This is a genomic window from Phaeovulum molybdatiresistens, from assembly GCF_023544865.1.
Lineage (GTDB): Bacteria > Pseudomonadota > Alphaproteobacteria > Rhodobacterales > Rhodobacteraceae > Pontitalea.
The window spans coordinates 1-15,426 of the sequence record NZ_JAMJFX010000043.1 but is presented as its reverse complement, the minus strand read 5'-3'; the positions used below and the strand labels follow the sequence as shown (position 1 = coordinate 15,426).

The 15,426-nt window shown below is 64.3% G+C and carries 12 protein-coding genes, 1 tRNA gene and 2 pseudogenes; 6 read left to right on the top strand and 9 right to left on the bottom strand.

Translation table 11 applies throughout. The features are described 5' to 3' along the window. Positions 1-488: pseudogene (locus MXB90_RS16685) on the bottom strand (transposase); the annotation flags it as partial. Between the two features lie 159 nt (positions 489-647). Here MXB90_RS16685 and rlmF point away from each other — a divergent pair. Further along, positions 648-1,553: a 23S rRNA (adenine(1618)-N(6))-methyltransferase RlmF gene (gene rlmF, locus MXB90_RS16680; RefSeq protein WP_250046553.1), complete on the top strand. Its 906-nt coding sequence runs from the start codon at positions 648-650 to the stop codon at positions 1,551-1,553. A gap of 328 nt (positions 1,554-1,881) precedes the next feature. Here rlmF and MXB90_RS16675 read toward each other — a convergent pair whose 3' ends face one another. Beyond that, positions 1,882-3,369, bottom strand: a complete 1,488-nt coding sequence (locus tag MXB90_RS16675) for a hypothetical protein (RefSeq protein WP_349665924.1) — start codon at positions 3,367-3,369, stop codon at positions 1,882-1,884. A gap of 228 nt (positions 3,370-3,597) precedes the next feature. Here MXB90_RS16675 and MXB90_RS16670 point away from each other — a divergent pair, with 228 nt between their 5' ends. Then, positions 3,598-4,761 carry an inositol monophosphatase family protein gene (locus MXB90_RS16670; protein WP_250046551.1) on the top strand — a complete coding sequence of 388 codons (1,164 nt, stop codon included), beginning with the start codon at positions 3,598-3,600 and terminating at the stop codon, positions 4,759-4,761. A 44-nt stretch (positions 4,762-4,805) separates the two neighbouring features. On the opposite strand, the gene MXB90_RS16665 is transcribed toward MXB90_RS16670, so the two are convergent. From MXB90_RS16665 to MXB90_RS16655, 4 genes are all read right to left on the bottom strand, one after another. Next, positions 4,806-5,027: a DUF924 family protein gene (locus MXB90_RS16665; protein ID WP_349665925.1), complete on the bottom strand. Its 222-nt coding sequence runs from the start codon at positions 5,025-5,027 to the stop codon at positions 4,806-4,808. A gap of 17 nt (positions 5,028-5,044) precedes the next feature. Continuing rightward, positions 5,045-5,281 (bottom strand): DUF924 family protein, encoded by a 237-nt coding sequence (locus MXB90_RS17770; protein WP_284040873.1) that lies wholly within the window; start codon positions 5,279-5,281, stop codon positions 5,045-5,047. Between the two features lie 701 nt (positions 5,282-5,982). Next, positions 5,983-6,057, bottom strand: a tRNA-Asn gene (locus tag MXB90_RS16660). 80 nt (positions 6,058-6,137) lie between these two features. Beyond that, positions 6,138-7,016, bottom strand: a complete 879-nt coding sequence (locus MXB90_RS16655; protein WP_250046550.1) for an MBL fold metallo-hydrolase — start codon at positions 7,014-7,016, stop codon at positions 6,138-6,140. Positions 7,017-7,056: 40 nt separating this feature from the next. Here MXB90_RS16655 and MXB90_RS16650 point away from each other — a divergent pair, with 40 nt between their 5' ends. Together MXB90_RS16650 and lon are read left to right on the top strand one after the other, a co-directional pair. Beyond that, complete coding sequence (locus MXB90_RS16650; protein WP_250046549.1) at positions 7,057-8,418, top strand: ATP-binding protein; 1,362 nt, start codon at positions 7,057-7,059, stop codon at positions 8,416-8,418. Between the two features lie 207 nt (positions 8,419-8,625). Beyond that, positions 8,626-11,031 (top strand): endopeptidase La, encoded by a 2,406-nt coding sequence (lon, locus tag MXB90_RS16645; protein ID WP_250046548.1) that lies wholly within the window; start codon positions 8,626-8,628, stop codon positions 11,029-11,031. Between the two features lie 102 nt (positions 11,032-11,133). Here the strand turns inward: lon and MXB90_RS16640 are convergent, their stop codons facing one another. Then, complete coding sequence (locus MXB90_RS16640; RefSeq protein WP_250046547.1) at positions 11,134-13,152, bottom strand: AI-2E family transporter; 2,019 nt, start codon at positions 13,150-13,152, stop codon at positions 11,134-11,136. A 248-nt stretch (positions 13,153-13,400) separates the two neighbouring features. Here MXB90_RS16640 and MXB90_RS16635 point away from each other — a divergent pair, with 248 nt between their 5' ends. Further along, positions 13,401-13,757 carry a bactofilin family protein gene (locus tag MXB90_RS16635; protein ID WP_250046546.1) on the top strand — a complete coding sequence of 119 codons (357 nt, stop codon included), beginning with the start codon at positions 13,401-13,403 and terminating at the stop codon, positions 13,755-13,757. 64 nt (positions 13,758-13,821) lie between these two features. Here MXB90_RS16635 and MXB90_RS16630 read toward each other — a convergent pair whose 3' ends face one another. Continuing rightward, positions 13,822-14,034: a DUF1127 domain-containing protein gene (locus MXB90_RS16630; protein ID WP_250046545.1), complete on the bottom strand. Its 213-nt coding sequence runs from the start codon at positions 14,032-14,034 to the stop codon at positions 13,822-13,824. Between the two features lie 230 nt (positions 14,035-14,264). Here MXB90_RS16630 and MXB90_RS16625 point away from each other — a divergent pair, with 230 nt between their 5' ends. Then, positions 14,265-14,516 carry a phage tail assembly chaperone gene (locus MXB90_RS16625; protein ID WP_250046544.1) on the top strand — a complete coding sequence of 84 codons (252 nt, stop codon included), beginning with the start codon at positions 14,265-14,267 and terminating at the stop codon, positions 14,514-14,516. 113 nt (positions 14,517-14,629) lie between these two features. Here MXB90_RS16625 and MXB90_RS16620 read toward each other — a convergent pair. Beyond that, positions 14,630-15,379 (bottom strand): annotated as a pseudogene (locus MXB90_RS16620) (IS5 family transposase). Positions 15,380-15,426 lie beyond the last annotated feature (47 nt).

Below are 15,426 nucleotides of genomic sequence, written 5' to 3'. Positions count from 1 at the left end.
GATCTTGCCCTTGGTGAAGTTCCTGTCGCGGTTGTTCACGGCCTTGAATTTGGCTCGCCGTCGATGGCGACGCAATCACCCTTCAGCGTGCCGATCCGGCGGCAAAGCTCGACGAACTGCGCGCAGACCTTGCGGATGCCCGCGCCGTTGTCGCGCCGGAAATCAGCGATGGTCTTGTGGTCCGGCACCAGCTTGCCGATCAGCCACATGACCTCGACGTTGCGCCCCGTCTCGCGCTCCAACCTGCGGCTTGACGGGATGCGGTTCAGGTAGCCGTAGATGAACAGCTTGAGCAGGACCGCGGGGTGATAGCCGGGCCGCCCTGTCCGGGCAGGCGTGAAGCGGGCGAAGCCAAGACGCTGCAGATCCAGTTCTTCGACGAAGATGTCCACGACGCGGACGAGGCTGTCCTCACCGATCCAGTCGTCCAACCGATCCGGGAAAAGCACTGACTGCCCGCGATCAAAGCCCTCAATGAAACCCGCCATGCCCGCCTCCGCCCGACCTACGGAAGTTTACCACAGGGAGCAGTTTCCACACAGCCTCGGCCGCTGAGGGCCGTTCAAGTATTCCTCAAGCAGCTACGACACTCTAAGCTTGACGCCTGTCGGGCGCGCAGCCTGCACCAATCGGTTGGAAGGATTTCGATGTCTACCAAATCCATGTTGCACCCGCGCAACCAGCACCGGGAGGGGTATGACTTTGAACGCCTGATCGTGAAATCTCCCGAACTCGAGGCATTCACGGAACGAAACCCGCGCGGTCAGGCCACGATCAATTTTCAAGATTCGAATGCGGTCCGCATGCTCAATCTTGCGCTTCTTAGGGCGCATTATGGTGTTGATTTCTGGGACATTCCGGCCGCTTTCCTGTGCCCTCCTATCCCGGGCCGTGTCGATTACATCCACTATCTGGCCGATCTGCTGGCCGAGAGTAATGGCCACAAAATCCCGCGCGGCCCCAATATCAAGGCGTTGGACATCGGAACGGGCGCCAGCCTCGTCTATCCGCTGACAGGTCAGCATGAATATGGCTGGGAGTTCACCGGCGTCGATATCGACCCGGTTTCGATCAGGTCGGCGCGACAGATTTGCCAGCGAAACGGGCTGAACATCCGGCTCAGGCGTCAGAACAACCCGGAGGACATCTTCGAAGGCGTTATCGGCCCCGAGGATATTTTCCACGTCACGCTCTGCAATCCGCCGTTTCATGCATCGCTTGCGCAGGCGGAAGCGGGCACGCGACGCAAGTGGCGCAATCTTGGTAAAGGGCACTCGACCGAGCTCAATTTTGGCGGCCAGAATGCCGAGCTTTGGTGCCCGGGCGGTGAAATCGGCTTCATCGCGAAAATGATCGAGCAGAGCATGACGTTTGCCGACCAATGCCTGTGGTTCACCTGCCTCGTATCAAAGAAAGACAACCTCAAGCCCCTCGCAAGACTGCTGAAAAAGGCGCGGGTTGCCGAGTTCAAGGTCGTCGAAATGGCGCAGGGGCAAAAGACCAGCCGATTTGTTGCCTGGACTTATTATCCTGAACGGCAGCGATCCTTGTAGCTGGATCAGGTTCCGCAACAGGGCCGCGCCAGCGCCGTCACTCAATGCCGACCGGCCGGCGCAAGCTGGCGGCGCAGTGCAAAGCGCATGATCCATGTCGGCTCTAGGGAAGTAGCGTTGCGGCGCGGGCGCGTCTCGAACGACCGCTCTGGGCCGCGACCGGCATCGGCTTGTTCGTTGGCCTGTGCTCCATATGGCCCTCCTCCACCGGGCCAGAGCTGCGCTCAGCACCGCCGGGCGCACCGAGGCCTTTGTGTCGGGATCAGATTCGTGGTCAGGGTTTATGCTGCCGAACAGATTTCGTGACCGTCCTTCTTCCGGGCTTCACCTAAGGTTCCGCCGAACAGCATGTCCGGGCGTGTCGGCAGGCGCAGGAGGCGGTGATCGCCACCTCGGCACGCGCCAGGGCCTGGTCAAGCTGCTGGCGGATATGGACGATCTCCACCGCCTCGCCCCGCTGCAAGAGGCATTCGTGCAGGCCGTGGAGGCTCCAGACGTTGCGCGGGTGCTGGCAGGGACGGGGAAGCGTCGCATCAAGGCCCAGATCGGCGCGGTAGACCGCCTCGGCTTCCTCAAGCTGGCCCGCATCCATCAAAAGCGCGCCAAGCGCGTGGCGGGTGGGCTGCATCCATCCCCAGGGCTCGTCATAGACGAGGCCGTCATCCAAGGCGACGGCCCGGCGCAGGTGATCGAGGCCCGCCGCGATCCGGCCAGACTTGTAGTGCAGTTCGCCCAGCATCATTGCCTCGGCGACACTCAGAACCTCGGTGCAGGGGTTGTTGAACAGCATGCGTTCGGGCTGCACGGCGTAGCGCGCTTGGGCGAAACGGGTCGCGCTGTCGGCGGCGTCGGCACTGCGCCCCAGGTTTGCAAGTGCCACGGTCCGGGCATAGTGCAACAGCGCCGTGCTGAAGGAATACAACATCGCATCCTTGGGGAAAGGCTCTTTCAGGATGCAGGACCAGCGGCCAAACCGGATCAGGATGTGCAGCCGCATCGGCACGAAGGCCTCGAACAGGTCGGGCAGGTAGCGAACCACGGGTTCGGGCAGGCATTCGGCCAAGGCTTTCGCCGCCCCGAACGCATCGGACGGTCGGCCCAGGAACATCGCGCCGTAAATCTGGAAATGCAGGTTGTGGATCCTGTAGATGGTATAGAAGTTCTGCCCGCCGGCATGATCGAAATAGGCACGGTCGACGCGGGCGGCCTGCCTGTTCCGTGCGACCACGTTATGATAATCGCCACACAGCACGTCGATATGGCTGGCCATATGCACCAGATGGCCCGCATCCGGCACAAGCCCGACCAGACGGTCGCCATGCGGCAAGGCCCTTTCCGGCGTCGGCGACATCTCCATCAGATGGATGTAGAAATGCAGAAGGCCAGGGTGATCCCAAGCCGAGGTCTGCGCGGCGAAGGCGCGTTCCAGCGCGGCGCGGGCTTCCTCGGTCGAGGCCCCCGGCGCGGGCGTTCCGCTGCGCGTCTCCCACAGGGCCCAGGGCGTGAGGTTCATCAGCGCCTCGACGAAGATCGCGGTCACGTCCAGATCGTCGGGGAAGCGGTGATGGACAGCACGCATCGCCTGCGCAAAGGTCTCGTTCCAGGGGCCGTAATCCTCGACCGTGGGGTCGGTAGGGAAGCGCGCGGCAAGCGCATTGACCAGCGCCTGTTCGACCTCGGGCGCGGGAAACGACCGGGCCTCGGCAAGCAGGTCATGTGCGCGGGCAAGGGTGGAGGCTTTCTCTTCGGGCGTAAAGAATTCCCACAGCCTGTTGTAGTTCGGCCCAAGACAATGCGCGATGCCCCATCTGGCCATCACATTCGTGGGCGCTATCCGCAACACTTGCTCATAGCAGGCAATGGCTTCCTCGTGATTGAAGCCATATTGCCACGTCAGCCCCCGATCGAACCAAAGCTGTTCTGCAGGGGCCGCGGTTTGCAGGCGGCGGCTGAACGTTCCGAGATCGAAATACGACATCCCTGCATGCCCCTCGACATGTTGGGCCACTTGAGAAGGATACGATGAAATGCCGGCCATGGCGAGATGATCGTCACGGTGCACAGGATACTGCCGAGCTGTCACAGATGCCGTTCGACCGCAATGCGGGTGGAAGCATTCCGGATCGAGCTGCATCTCCAGGTCGGTGGAGCGGGCATCTATCATTCCGTCAGACGCTTGTTAAACAGGAGCGACAGTCCGCTTTGGGCCGAGCGCGTCCAAACGATCGTCACCGATGCAGAGGGCGGGAAGAAGCCTGACAGTGGTGCGGCAGGGCTGCTGCAGCATCAGGTGAAAGCTGCCGATCAATGGGCATACCAAACTGATAATCGAACCTTCCCGGGCCAGACACAAGGAGCCCTTTGCCGTCATTCCACCGTTACCCTCTTGAAGGTATGTCGGCCTTTTCTCCAAGGGGGGAGCATTATGGCCGAGCCTGAATGTCTGATAGAGGCGGCGCTGCACCTCGCAGATTTTGCGTTCGACCTTGCGGCTAAAGCATGGAGCGCTGATCTGGCTGTAACCTATAAGGCAGATGGGTCCTCACTGACTCAGGCCGACCTGTCGATTGAAGCGCACTGGCGCGAGCAGATCAGGCGGCAATTCCCTTCGCACGGCATTCTTGGTGAAGAATACGGTTCAGATAGTGGTAGCAGCGCTTTTACTTGGGTGCTCGATCCTATTGATGGAACGCGTCAGTTCGGGACTGGTTTGTTGAACTTCGCGTCCTTGATCAGCCTGTGTCGGGATGGAGTGCCCGTGCTCGGCATTATTGATTTGCCAATGCCGGGGGCGCGTTATGTTGCAGCCGAGGGCAAAGGCACGATGTTTGCGGGGCGTGCCGTTCGCAGCAGTGCGCACCTGGATATAGCCGAAGCTGTGATCAGCCTCGCCAATCCTGACAGTTTCCGGGGAGCGAGCGCTGCGGGTTACCAAAATCTGCGTTCAACCGGGCGTGTGCGTGTTTTCGATGGTGGCGCTGCTGCTTATGGTGCTCTCGCCCGTGGCCTTGTCGACGTTTGTTTGAACGGGGACGATCTGGATGCATACGACATTTGTGCGCTCTGCCCAGTGGTTCAGGAAGCCGGAGGCATGATCACCGATTGGGATGGACAGCCCCTGTCCCTGACCTCAAGCGGCGCGATCATTGCCAGCGCATCCCCCGCCCTTCATACGAAAGCCTTGAATTATCTCCGCTTACCCGTCTGACCGGCAGCTTCGTCCGCATAGCTGACTGTGCCGACGCGATCTCGCTACGGCAAGCGCGGACGTCCGGTGTGGGGAAGCGGCACGGGGCGTCCGTCAATCGACGAAGGGCTGCTATGGGCCGACTCTGCCGGGGTCGAGGCGCGCCCGAGGATCTGGTTGCGGTGCGGGTGGCGGCCGAAGGTGGCGATGACCACGCGCACCTTGTGGCCCTGCGCGACCGGCCCGCGGTAGATGGGCTGAAAGTGGGCCGGGGCGTTCGCCGCCACTTCCTCGCGCAGGCGGATCAGGCGATCGACGCGATCAAGGTGGCCGACCCCTCGCAGTGGCCAAGCGGCTGGGTGCGGGCGATCCTGAACCAGGGCGCGGCAAAAGCGTGGCAATGGCCATTTTCCAGCCCTTCCAATGCCAGTTCCAGCGCAGCATTGTCCTGCGCCCAGGCCCGCGCCGTGCCCCGCCAGAGCGAGCGGGAAAACTGGTCCAGAAGGATGATGAGGGCAAGTCGGCCCTCGGCATCGGACAGCCAATCATCGCACCCGCCGGCCGCCGCACGGGCGGTCAGCGAGGCGATTGCGTCGTCCGCCCCGCCATGTATCCGCCATTCCCAATGGCGCCGATGGCTTGTCTTATGAAGATCCGGCTTCCCGGTGATTGGAAGCCACTGCCCGCCACGCCATTTATGGCGGGCAGTGGCGGCGGCTGGATCGTAGCTGGCTTGGTCGTGATGGACCGTTCGAGAGGTTGATCAGCCGCCGTCTTCACCACAGGGCCTGAACGGATACCGCATCACTTAGCTCAAGAAATTCCTCCGCCAATCAGGGGCGAAATCTGGAGACACCTTCCAGATTTCGCGCGAGGACGACAGCGTTCCTTACCGGATTGAAGTGCTTTGAACGCAGCCCGAACCGCGTTCGGAAAAAAAGGAAGGGCCCCTTCGCATCAGACTGACGTCTTCAGCATGGCGCCGGGTCCACTGATCATCGATGCGGTGATTCACAACGACAGGAAAAACGGAGGCAGGCCACACAGGTTCAATGAACCTCGGAGCAGTTGGCCAAAGCAGTCTAACACCTTGATTTCATTAATTTCAACAGCATGATTGGACCCATTACCACATGGTTATGAGCTAACCCGTCATAAATGAGGTGGCTTTCTGGGTCTTTGGCAACAAGTCCAATAGACCCAAGCTAGCTTAGTAAAATCTGCACAAGTGCCTGATTTTATTGGCTCCGGCGGTAGGGATCGAACCTACGACCAATTGATTAACAGTCAACTGCTCTACCGCTGAGCTACGCCGGAACACGAGGCGGTGTATAGCGGCGGGAAATCGGCTCGTCCAGAGGGGGCAGCGACTTTTTTTGCACTTTGTCACGATGCGTTCACAACCGTTCGAACGGCGCGGTGATTGCCAGGGCGCGCAGCGGGCGGATCTGGTTTTTTGACGTCATCTCAATAAGATGTGCAAATACGTTGCGTTCGGCGGCGGGCAGCAGGGCGGCGGGGGTGTCGGTATAGATGGCCTGCGTGATCTGGGCTGCGGTTGCAGGCCCCGCGCCCAATGCCGCCAGAATCTGGGCGCTGCGCTGTTGCCGGTGCGCGCGCAGCTCGGCGATCCGGGCGGCGGTATCGCGCACCGGCGCGCCGTGGCCGGGGTAGAACAGCCGCGCACCTTCCGCCTCGACCTTGTCAAGCGATCGGAAATAATCCCCCAGATCGCCATCGGGCGGCGAGATCAGCGTGCTGGCCCAGCCCATCACATGATCGCCCGTGAACAGCACATCCTGCCACGCAAAGCTGAGGTGGTTGCAGAAATGCCCCGGCGTGTGCAGCGCGCGGATGGTGCCAAAGGCGCCCTCGATCGGCTCGCCATCGGCCAGCACGCGGTCGGGGGCAAAGTCCCTGTCGACGCCCTCGCCACCGCAGGCCAGCCCGCGCGCGGCCAGATCAGCCATCACCGCCGAGCGTCCCGCCGTCGCCGGACCGAAGGCCAGAACCGGCGCGCCGGTCGCCTCGGCCAGGGGGCGGGCCAGGGGGGAATGATCCAGATGGGCATGGCTGACCAGGATCTGCGTGATTCGCTCGCCAGGCGCCAGCGCGGCCAGAATCGCCTCATAATGCGGGCGCAGCGCGGGGCCGGGATCGATCAGCGCCACCTGCCCCTCGCCCAGGATATAGGTCCGGGTTCCGGTCAGGGTCATCGCCGAGGGGTTCGGCGCGGTCAGCACCCGCAGCCCCGGTTCCGGTCGCTCTGTCGTCATGACGCTTTCCTCTGCTGCATCTGGCGGCTAGGCTTTTGCCATGAATTTCGACTGGCTGAAACGATTGATGCCACGCGGGCTTTACGGGCGGGCCGCGCTGATCCTGATTCTGCCCGTGGTCACGATCCAGCTGGTCGTGTCGGTGGTGTTTCTGCAGCGCCATTTCGAAGGCGTGACTGAACAGATGACCGCCACCATGCTGCGCGAGCTGGCCTATGTCGCGGCCCGGGCCGAGGCGGCCCCCGACCCGGTCGCGGCGGTGGCGGCGGTGGCGGCGGTGGCTGGGCCGCTGGACCTGGGCGTCGCCCTGCCCGCCCCCGGCCCCGCCCAAGACCCAGACCCGGCGTCCAGTGCGGACCAGCGGGTCTTTTACGATCTGTCGGGCCGGGTGGTGATCGAAACGTTGCGCGCGGGCCTTCCGGGTCTGGGCGAGGTCGATCTGTCGAACCTGCGCGAGGTGCGCTTGACGCTGAACACGCGCCACGGGCCGATGGAGCTGCGCTTTGACCGGCGCCGGGTGTCGGCCACCAACCCGCATCAACTTATCGTTCTGATGCTGGGCACGGGCCTGCTGATGACCCTTGTGGCCTTTCTTTTCCTGCGCAACCAGCTGCGCCCGATCCGTCGGCTGGCGATCGCCGCCGAGGCCTTCGGCAAGGGCCGTGCCCTGCCCTATCGTCCCGCCGGCGCGCAAGAGGTCCGCGCCGCCGGCACCGCCTTTCTGGAAATGCGCGCCCGGATCGAACGCCAGATCGAGCAACGCACCCTGATGCTGTCGGGGATCAGCCACGACCTGCGCACCCCGCTGACGCGGCTGCGGCTGGGGCTGTCGATGCTGCCCGACGATCCTGAAACGCGCGATGAGGTGGCCGCGATGGAACGCGACGTGGCGGAAATGGGCCGGCTGGTCGATGCGTTTCTGGATTTCGCCCGGGATGAGGCCACCGCGGGCGAGCCCGAGCGGATCGACCCCTGCGCCTTTGTCGCCCATGTGGTCGAGGATGCGCGCCGCGCGGGCCAGCCGGTCAGCCTGACCGAATGCCCCGGCCCGGGTCTGGCGCTGATCACGGTGCGCCCCGATGCGCTGCGCCGGGCGCTGGAAAACCTGTTCGGCAATGCCGTGCGCTACGGCACAAGGGCCGAGGTTTCGGTGACACTTGGCCCGCGCAGTTGCCGGATCGTTGTCGAAGACGACGGCCCCGGCATCCCGGCCGATCGGCGCGAAGAGGCGTTGCGCCCCTTCACCCGGCTTGACCCGGCGCGCAACCAGAACCGTGGTCAGGGCGTCGGGCTGGGCCTGTCGATCGCGGCCGACATCCTGCGCGGGCATGGCGGGTCGCTGCGGCTGGGCGACAGCGCGCGGCTGGGGGGCTTGCGGGTGGAACTGGTCCTGCCGCTGTGACCGGGCCTGACCGTTCAAACCCTGCGCAATCTGCGCTTGCCCCCGATCTACGCTTGCCCCTGCCCGCGCGCGGGCGCAATGTAACCCGATGATGACGGACGCCCAGGTTGAACCTGCCGCACGCGCCCCCTAGATAGGTCGCAAGAGGGAAGGGCCGGGGTTGCCGCAGGGGCGGGGCCGGCGCCCTTCTGCCACAGAGGATACATGATGACCGACACGCTTCCCCACAGCTACCCCGTGCTGCCGCTGCGCGATATCGTGGTGTTCCCCCACATGATCGTGCCGCTGTTCGTGGGCCGGGAAAAATCCGTCCGCGCGCTGGAAGAGGTGATGGCCGAGGATCGCCAGATCCTGCTGGCCAGCCAGATCGACCCCGGCGTCGATGACCCCGATGCCGACGGCATCTTCCGCACCGGTGTTCTGGCCAATGTTCTGCAACTGCTGAAACTGCCCGATGGCACCGTGAAGGTCCTGGTCGAGGGCAAGCGGCGCGTGCGCATCGCCGAATTCCTGGAAAACCCCGCCTTCTTCGAGGCCCGCGCCGAGGCGCTGACCGAAACCCCCGGCGATGCGGCCACCGTCAAGGCGCTGCTGCGCTCGGTCTCCGAGGAATTCGAACGCTACGCCAAATTCAAGAAGAACGTCCCCGAAGAGGCGCTGGCCGCCATCGCCGAAACGCGCGAGGCTGACAAGCTGACCGATCTGGTCTCGGGGCATCTGGGCCTGGATGTCGCGCAAAAGCAGGATCTGCTGGAAACGCTGGATGTGGCCGAACGGCTGGAAAAGGTCTTTGGCCTGATGCAGGGCGAGGTGTCGGTTCTGCAGGTCGAGAAAAAGATCAAATCCCGCGTCAAGTCGCAGATGGAGCGGACCCAGCGTGAATATTACCTGAATGAGCAGATGAAGGCCATTCAGAAGGAACTGGGCGACGGTGAGGACGGCCAGAACGAAATCGCCGAGCTGGAGGCGCGGATCAAGGCCACCAAATTCTCGAAAGAGGCGCGCGACAAGGCGGAAGGTGAGCTGAAGAAGCTGAAATCCATGTCGCCCATGTCGGCCGAGGCGACCGTGGTGCGCAACTATCTCGACTGGCTTCTGAATCTGCCCTGGGGCGTGAAAAGCCGGGTGAAAAAGGATCTGGGCGGCGCCGAAAAGGTGCTGGACGCCGATCACTATGGCCTGGAAAAGGTCAAGGAACGCATCGTCGAATATCTGGCGGTGCAGGCGCGTTCGGCCAAGCTGAAGGGTCCGATCCTGTGCCTTGTGGGCCCGCCCGGCGTGGGGAAAACCTCGCTTGGGCGCAGCGTCGCCAAGGCGACGGGGCGTGAATTCATCCGCATTTCCCTTGGCGGGGTGCGCGACGAATCCGAGATCCGCGGCCACCGGCGCACCTATATCGGCTCGATGCCCGGCAAAATCATCCAGGCGCTGAAAAAGGCGAAAACCACCAACCCGCTGATCTTGCTCGATGAAATCGACAAGATGGGGCAGGATTTCCGCGGCGATCCGGCCAGCGCGATGCTGGAGGTTCTGGACCCCGAACAGAACGCGACCTTCGTGGACCACTATCTTGAGGTGGAATACGACCTGTCGAACGTGATGTTCCTGACCACGGCCAACAGCTACAACATGCCGGGCCCGCTTCTGGACCGGATGGAGATCATTCCCCTGGCCGGCTACACCGAGGATGAAAAGCGCGAAATTGCCAAGCAGCACCTGATCCCCAAGCAGATCAAGGCGCATGGCCTGCGCAAGGGCGAATTCAGCCTGAGCGATGCGGCGCTGAACAAGGTCGTGCGGCTCTATACCCGCGAGGCGGGCGTGCGGAACCTGGAACGCGAACTGGCGAAACTGGCCCGCAAGGCGGTGACCGAAATCCTGAAGGGCAAGGCGAAGGCCGTGGCCGTGGATGACGCCAAGGTCGAGGATTATCTGGGCGTGCCGCGCTATCGCTATGGCCTGGCCGAGAAAGAGGATCAGGTGGGCGTGGTCACGGGCTTGGCCTGGACCAGCGTCGGCGGCGATCTGCTGCAGATCGAGGCGCTGAAGCTGCCCGGTAAGGGGCGGATGAAGACCACCGGCAAACTGGGTGATGTGATGAAGGAATCGATCGACGCCGCATCCAGCTATGTCCGGTCGATCAGCCCCGAAATCGGGGTGAAACCGCCCAAGTTCGAAAAGGTCGATATCCACGTCCACGTCCCCGAAGGCGCCACGCCCAAGGATGGCCCCAGCGCGGGGATCGCGATGGTCACCTCGATCGTGTCGGTGCTGACGGGCATTCCGGTGCGCAAGGATGTCGCCATGACCGGCGAGGTCACCTTGCGCGGCAATGTGCTGGCGATCGGCGGCCTGAAGGAAAAGCTGCTGGCCGCGCTGCGCGGTGGCATCAAGACCGTGCTGATCCCGCAGGAAAACGCCAAGGACCTGCCCGAGATCCCGGACAATGTGAAACAGGGTCTGGACATCATCCCCGTCAGCCATGTGCGTGAGGTTCTGCCCCGCGCGCTGATCCGGATGCCCGAGCCGGTCGAATGGGACGAAGCCGCCGAAGAGGCGGCCGCCGCCGCATTGGCCGCGGGCGCCGCGGGTCAGGGTGCGACCGCGCACTGACCGGGCGTTCAGTCTGAAACCATCCTGCGCGCGCCTTCGGGCGCGCGCTTTTCATTCCGCCCCGCCCGTAAGCCTGCCCCGCCCGTAAGCCCGCCCCGCCCGTCAGCCCGCCGCCGGGTCCGGCCCCGCATCGGCCTGGCCCCGCGACAGGCGGCGGCGGCGCAGTGCGGGCGCTACGGGGCGGGCCTCGGCCCGGGTGAAGGCGCCGGCAAGGGCGGCTTCCAGATCCTCGGCCACGAAATCCGCGCCGATCTTTTCCGCCTCGGCCCGCTTTTCGGGGGCCACGGGCCGATCCGCGGCGGCCAGCAGCATGACCCCCACCCGCAGCGCAGGCGCCGCGCGTTTCAGCCGCGCCACATGCAACAGCGCGGCGCGGCTGGGGGCACCGTCCAGATAGCACAGGATCACGCAATCCCGACCGGCCAGCCCCAGCCCCGAAATCCGCGACGGCGCCAGATCGGCATGGCCCCGCGCCTGGACCTCGGCCCCTTCGGCTGCGACGGTCTGCGCAAGCATGCGCGCAGCCACATCATCCAGCGCCCCCTGCCCGCCCAGACAGCTGATGCGAAAGCCGGTGCCATCCAGCCGCGCATTGCCGATCACGGGGCCCGTCTCCGCGCCCGGATCTGCGCCCGCCGCATCCGCCGCATCGCCGTCGGCATCGCGCAGCGCGGCTATTTCCTCGGCAATTACGGCCTCCAGCTCTTGGGTCATGGTGGTTGCGGTGCGCAGCAGCCGGTCGGCCTGTGCCGCGCTCAGGACGCCGCGGGCCTGATCCGCCTGCCCGATCATCAGCGCGGGCAGCGCCACATCGCGGTAATATTCGGCCAGCGACACCGTTTCCAACGCCTCTTCGGCGCGAAAGGTCGCCTCGATCGCATCGCCCGCCAGAAACCGCTGATACAGCCGCGCATGGGGCGCCAACGCGGGCTCATCGCCAAAGAGGATGTCGAACAGTTCGAACTGCGGAATATGGCGGCCCAGCACCACCAGACAGACCGTCAAGGGCGTCGACAGCACAAGCCCCAGCGGCCCCCAGGTGAAGGTCCAGAAGATCGCCGCCACGATGATCGCCAACGGGCTAAGCCCCGTGCCCGCGCCATAAAGCCAGGGCTCGATGATGTTCGAGGTGATCAGTTCGACCAGCAAAAACAACCCCGCCGTCCAGAACACCATCGTCCAGTCCGACGACACCGCAAAGGCCAGGAATAACGGAAAGGCCGCCGCCAGAAACGACCCGATATAGGGCACGAAGCGCAAAACCAGCGTCAGGATGCCCCACAGCAGCGCATTGGGCACGCCGATGAACCACAGGCCAAGCCCGATCGGCACCGCATAGATCAGATTGACCAGCAGCTGGATCTGCAGATAGCGCGCCACGCGGCCGCCGGCATCCTCCAGCACCTGTGTGGTGCGGTGCAGGTCGTTTGAACCCACCAGCCGGATAAAGCGGTCGCGGATCTCATCGCGTTCCAGCAACATGAAGATGACCAGAACGATCACCAGCCCCGTTGTCGCCACCGGCGCGACCAGGGGCAGGACCAGATCGGTCAGCGTCTCGACCGGGCCCTTGCCATTGACCACCTCGACAGGCAGCGGCGGCACCGGGGGGCGCGGGGGGGCGGTGGCCTTCTCGGCCAGTTTCGGATCGACCGCCGATCCGATCTGTTCATTGACGGTGGCCAGAATCCGGCTGAACCGGGCGATGGCCCCGGTGCCGTCCTGCGTTTCGCGCAGCCGTTCCAGCTTGATCTCGATATTGGCCTGAAACACCGGCATCGACCGGGCCAGCTGGCCCAGTTGCCAGCTGACCAGCAGAAAGAACAGACCGATCACCGTGAAGGCCGCGATCACCACCGTCAGCACCGCGGGCAGCTGCGGCCAGCCGCGCCGGCGCAGCCGCGCCACCAGCGGCGAGATCGCGAAGGTCAGCAGCATCGCCAGCGCCAGCGGCAGGAAGATATCGGCGGCAAGCCCCAGAACCGCCGCCACCGCGACGATCGTGGCCAGCATCGGCAGCGTGATGCGCCGCGCGGTCACCGCACCGCCCTGCCCCATCAGCCCGGCGCCCGGGTCCGCCGCCCCCGCGCCCCGCGCCCCGCTGTCTGCCTGTGGACCCATTCCGCCATCCCCCGCCGCAAATCCCATCCGCGCCGGTCTGTGCGGCGGGCCAGACCCAACCCCGTGGCGGGCCTTCGGTTCCTTGGCAGGCGCTTTGGCGGTCCGGACGGGTGGTTTTCCGCGCGCCCGCACCGCATGGCACTGGACTATGCCCGATTTCGCGGCAAGTCTTGTGGGCGCGCGCCTGCCCCGGCCGGCGCCCTATGAACCGCCCATGACCCAAGGCCCCATGACCGAAGGAGCAGCAGATGGAAAAACCCCAGACCAGCGTCGGTGGCCGGTCCTTCATCGCCGCCGGATCAAAGATCGTCGGCGATCTGGAATTTCCGGGCCTTGTGGAAATCCTGGGCACGGTTCACGGCAATCTGGCGGCGGGATCGGTCGTGGTGGCCGAAGGCGCGCTGATCGAGGGCAGTCTGGTGGCCGCCAATGTGACGATCAGGGGCCGGGTCGCGGGCCGGGTGATCTGTGACACGCTGACCTGCCATGCGACGGCGGATCTGACGGGCGAGGTGGACTATCTGCATCTGTCCATCGAAAGCGGCGCCCATGTGGCCTTTCGCGCGCGCCGCCGGGCGGCGGATCGGGCGGCGACACCGGGCTAAGGCCCACAAAGCAAAACCCCGCGCGGGCGCGCGGGGTTTTGGGATCTGCACCCTTGCGGATCGGTTACTGGCGATCCAGCGTCTGGGCGACGATGCGCGGGATGTCGCCACGCGTCAGGCCGATATCACGCAGCTCACGATCGCTCAGGCGGTTCAGTTCCTTCAGCGTAACCTCGGCGGCGCGGGCGCGCACCAGGGCGTCGACCACGATCCGAAGGCCCGACACCAGGCGGGCGAACGGGTTGAAGGTGCGGGTTTCGGTCTGGATCATCGCCATGGTGGGCTTCCTCTTTTCTGCAACGCAGCATCTGTGCTTGTCATGGGGGATATGGCCCCAAAACCCCGCCACGACTAGGCCCGCAAAGGGAAAGGCCGCCATGCACCCGCTGCATGGGATGCCGCACCGCAGCGCCGCATTGCCCGAAAAATCGGCCTACCGCGCCCGGAATTCCGGCGCCACTTGATTGATATCAATTTCCGGGCCGCCGCTTTGCGCCATCATCACCCATGACCAAAGTCAGGGTGATTGCGATGCCGACCCCAGCCTTTTCCGTTCCCGCCAAGGATCTGGCCCCCTTGCTGCGCCGGCGCATGCTGGCCTGCACCGACTGGATCGAGGCCTGCGCCATGCCCGGCCGCGATTGCCGGCCCTGGATCGAGTTCCGCCACCGCCTTAAGGACACCGTCAACCAGCCCGGCTGGCCCCATGCCGTGATCTGGCCCGAACCGCCCCGGACCGATCCGGGCCCGCGTCAATAGGCCCGCACCCATAGCTTTGTCGAAAGTCGCCGCGCGCCCCGCACGAGAGAGAGATGAGGAGTTGGCAGGGCGCACGGCTGGCATCACTTCAGAAGCACGTCTTGACTCAGGACTCATAGCCAGAACATGAAGGTAGCGGCGAGAGCGACGGCGGAGAGGAACACCTTCGGACATCTGTCGTATCGGGTCGCCACGCGGCGCCAGTCCTTGAGCCTGCCGAACATGATCTCGATCCGGTTCCGGCGTCTGTAGCGGCGCTTGTCGCATTTGACGGGCTTACCACGGCATTTCCTACCCGGGATGCAGGGCTTGATTCCTTTTTATTTCAGGGCTTCGAGGAACCAATAGGCCCTCACCGGTTCGTTCGAACCGATGGCGCAACGAGGCTCACTAGCCCCGATCCGCCAGCAGCCAGTCAGCCTTCGGCAGACCGCACAGGAGCGCCGCCGCGCCAGTGTAGTCACTGACCCGCGGTCATGAAGATGCGTATGGGTCGCCCTTTGTATCGGTGACGGCGTGCAGCTTGGTGTTCATGCCGCCCTTGGTCCGCCCGATCAGACGCCCGCATCCCCCTTTTTCGACCGCAGGCTCGAGGCGGTGCGGTGCGCTTTCAGATAAGTCGCATCGATCATGATGGTCGTCGGTTCCGCTGCTTCGGCCGCCAGCCCCGCGAAGATCCGCGCGAACACGCCCATCTCGCTCCAGCGCTTCCAGCGATTGTAGAGCGTCTTCGGCGGGCCATATTCCTTCGGAGCATCGCACCAACGCAACCCATTGCGATTGATGAAGATTATGCCGCTTAGCACGCGCCTGTCATCAACCCGAGGCCGGCCATGGCCTGCTACCGGTTTCGTGGACAGCAGGTTAAGCTAGCATAGCGCGTGCCTCGAACTCCATGGGGCTGATGTAG

Bases quoted from the DNA above. Each gene is read 5' to 3' on its own strand.
- rlmF (WP_250046553.1), top strand. From the start codon at position 648: ATGTCTACCAAATCCATGTTGCACCCGCGCAACCAGCACCGGGAGGGG.
- MXB90_RS16675 (WP_349665924.1), bottom strand. From the start codon at position 3,369: ATGGCCAGATGGGGCATCGCGCATTGTCTTGGGCCGAACTACAACAGG.
- MXB90_RS16670 (WP_250046551.1), top strand. From the start codon at position 3,598: ATGATCGTCACGGTGCACAGGATACTGCCGAGCTGTCACAGATGCCGT.
- MXB90_RS16655 (WP_250046550.1), bottom strand. From the start codon at position 7,016: ATGACGACAGAGCGACCGGAACCGGGGCTGCGGGTGCTGACCGCGCCG.
- MXB90_RS16650 (WP_250046549.1), top strand. From the start codon at position 7,057: ATGAATTTCGACTGGCTGAAACGATTGATGCCACGCGGGCTTTACGGG.
- lon (WP_250046548.1), top strand. From the start codon at position 8,626: ATGACCGACACGCTTCCCCACAGCTACCCCGTGCTGCCGCTGCGCGAT.
- MXB90_RS16640 (WP_250046547.1), bottom strand. From the start codon at position 13,152: ATGGGTCCACAGGCAGACAGCGGGGCGCGGGGCGCGGGGGCGGCGGAC.
- MXB90_RS16635 (WP_250046546.1), top strand. From the start codon at position 13,401: ATGGAAAAACCCCAGACCAGCGTCGGTGGCCGGTCCTTCATCGCCGCC.
- MXB90_RS16630 (WP_250046545.1), bottom strand. From the start codon at position 14,034: ATGGCGATGATCCAGACCGAAACCCGCACCTTCAACCCGTTCGCCCGC.
- MXB90_RS16625 (WP_250046544.1), top strand. From the start codon at position 14,265: ATGACCAAAGTCAGGGTGATTGCGATGCCGACCCCAGCCTTTTCCGTT.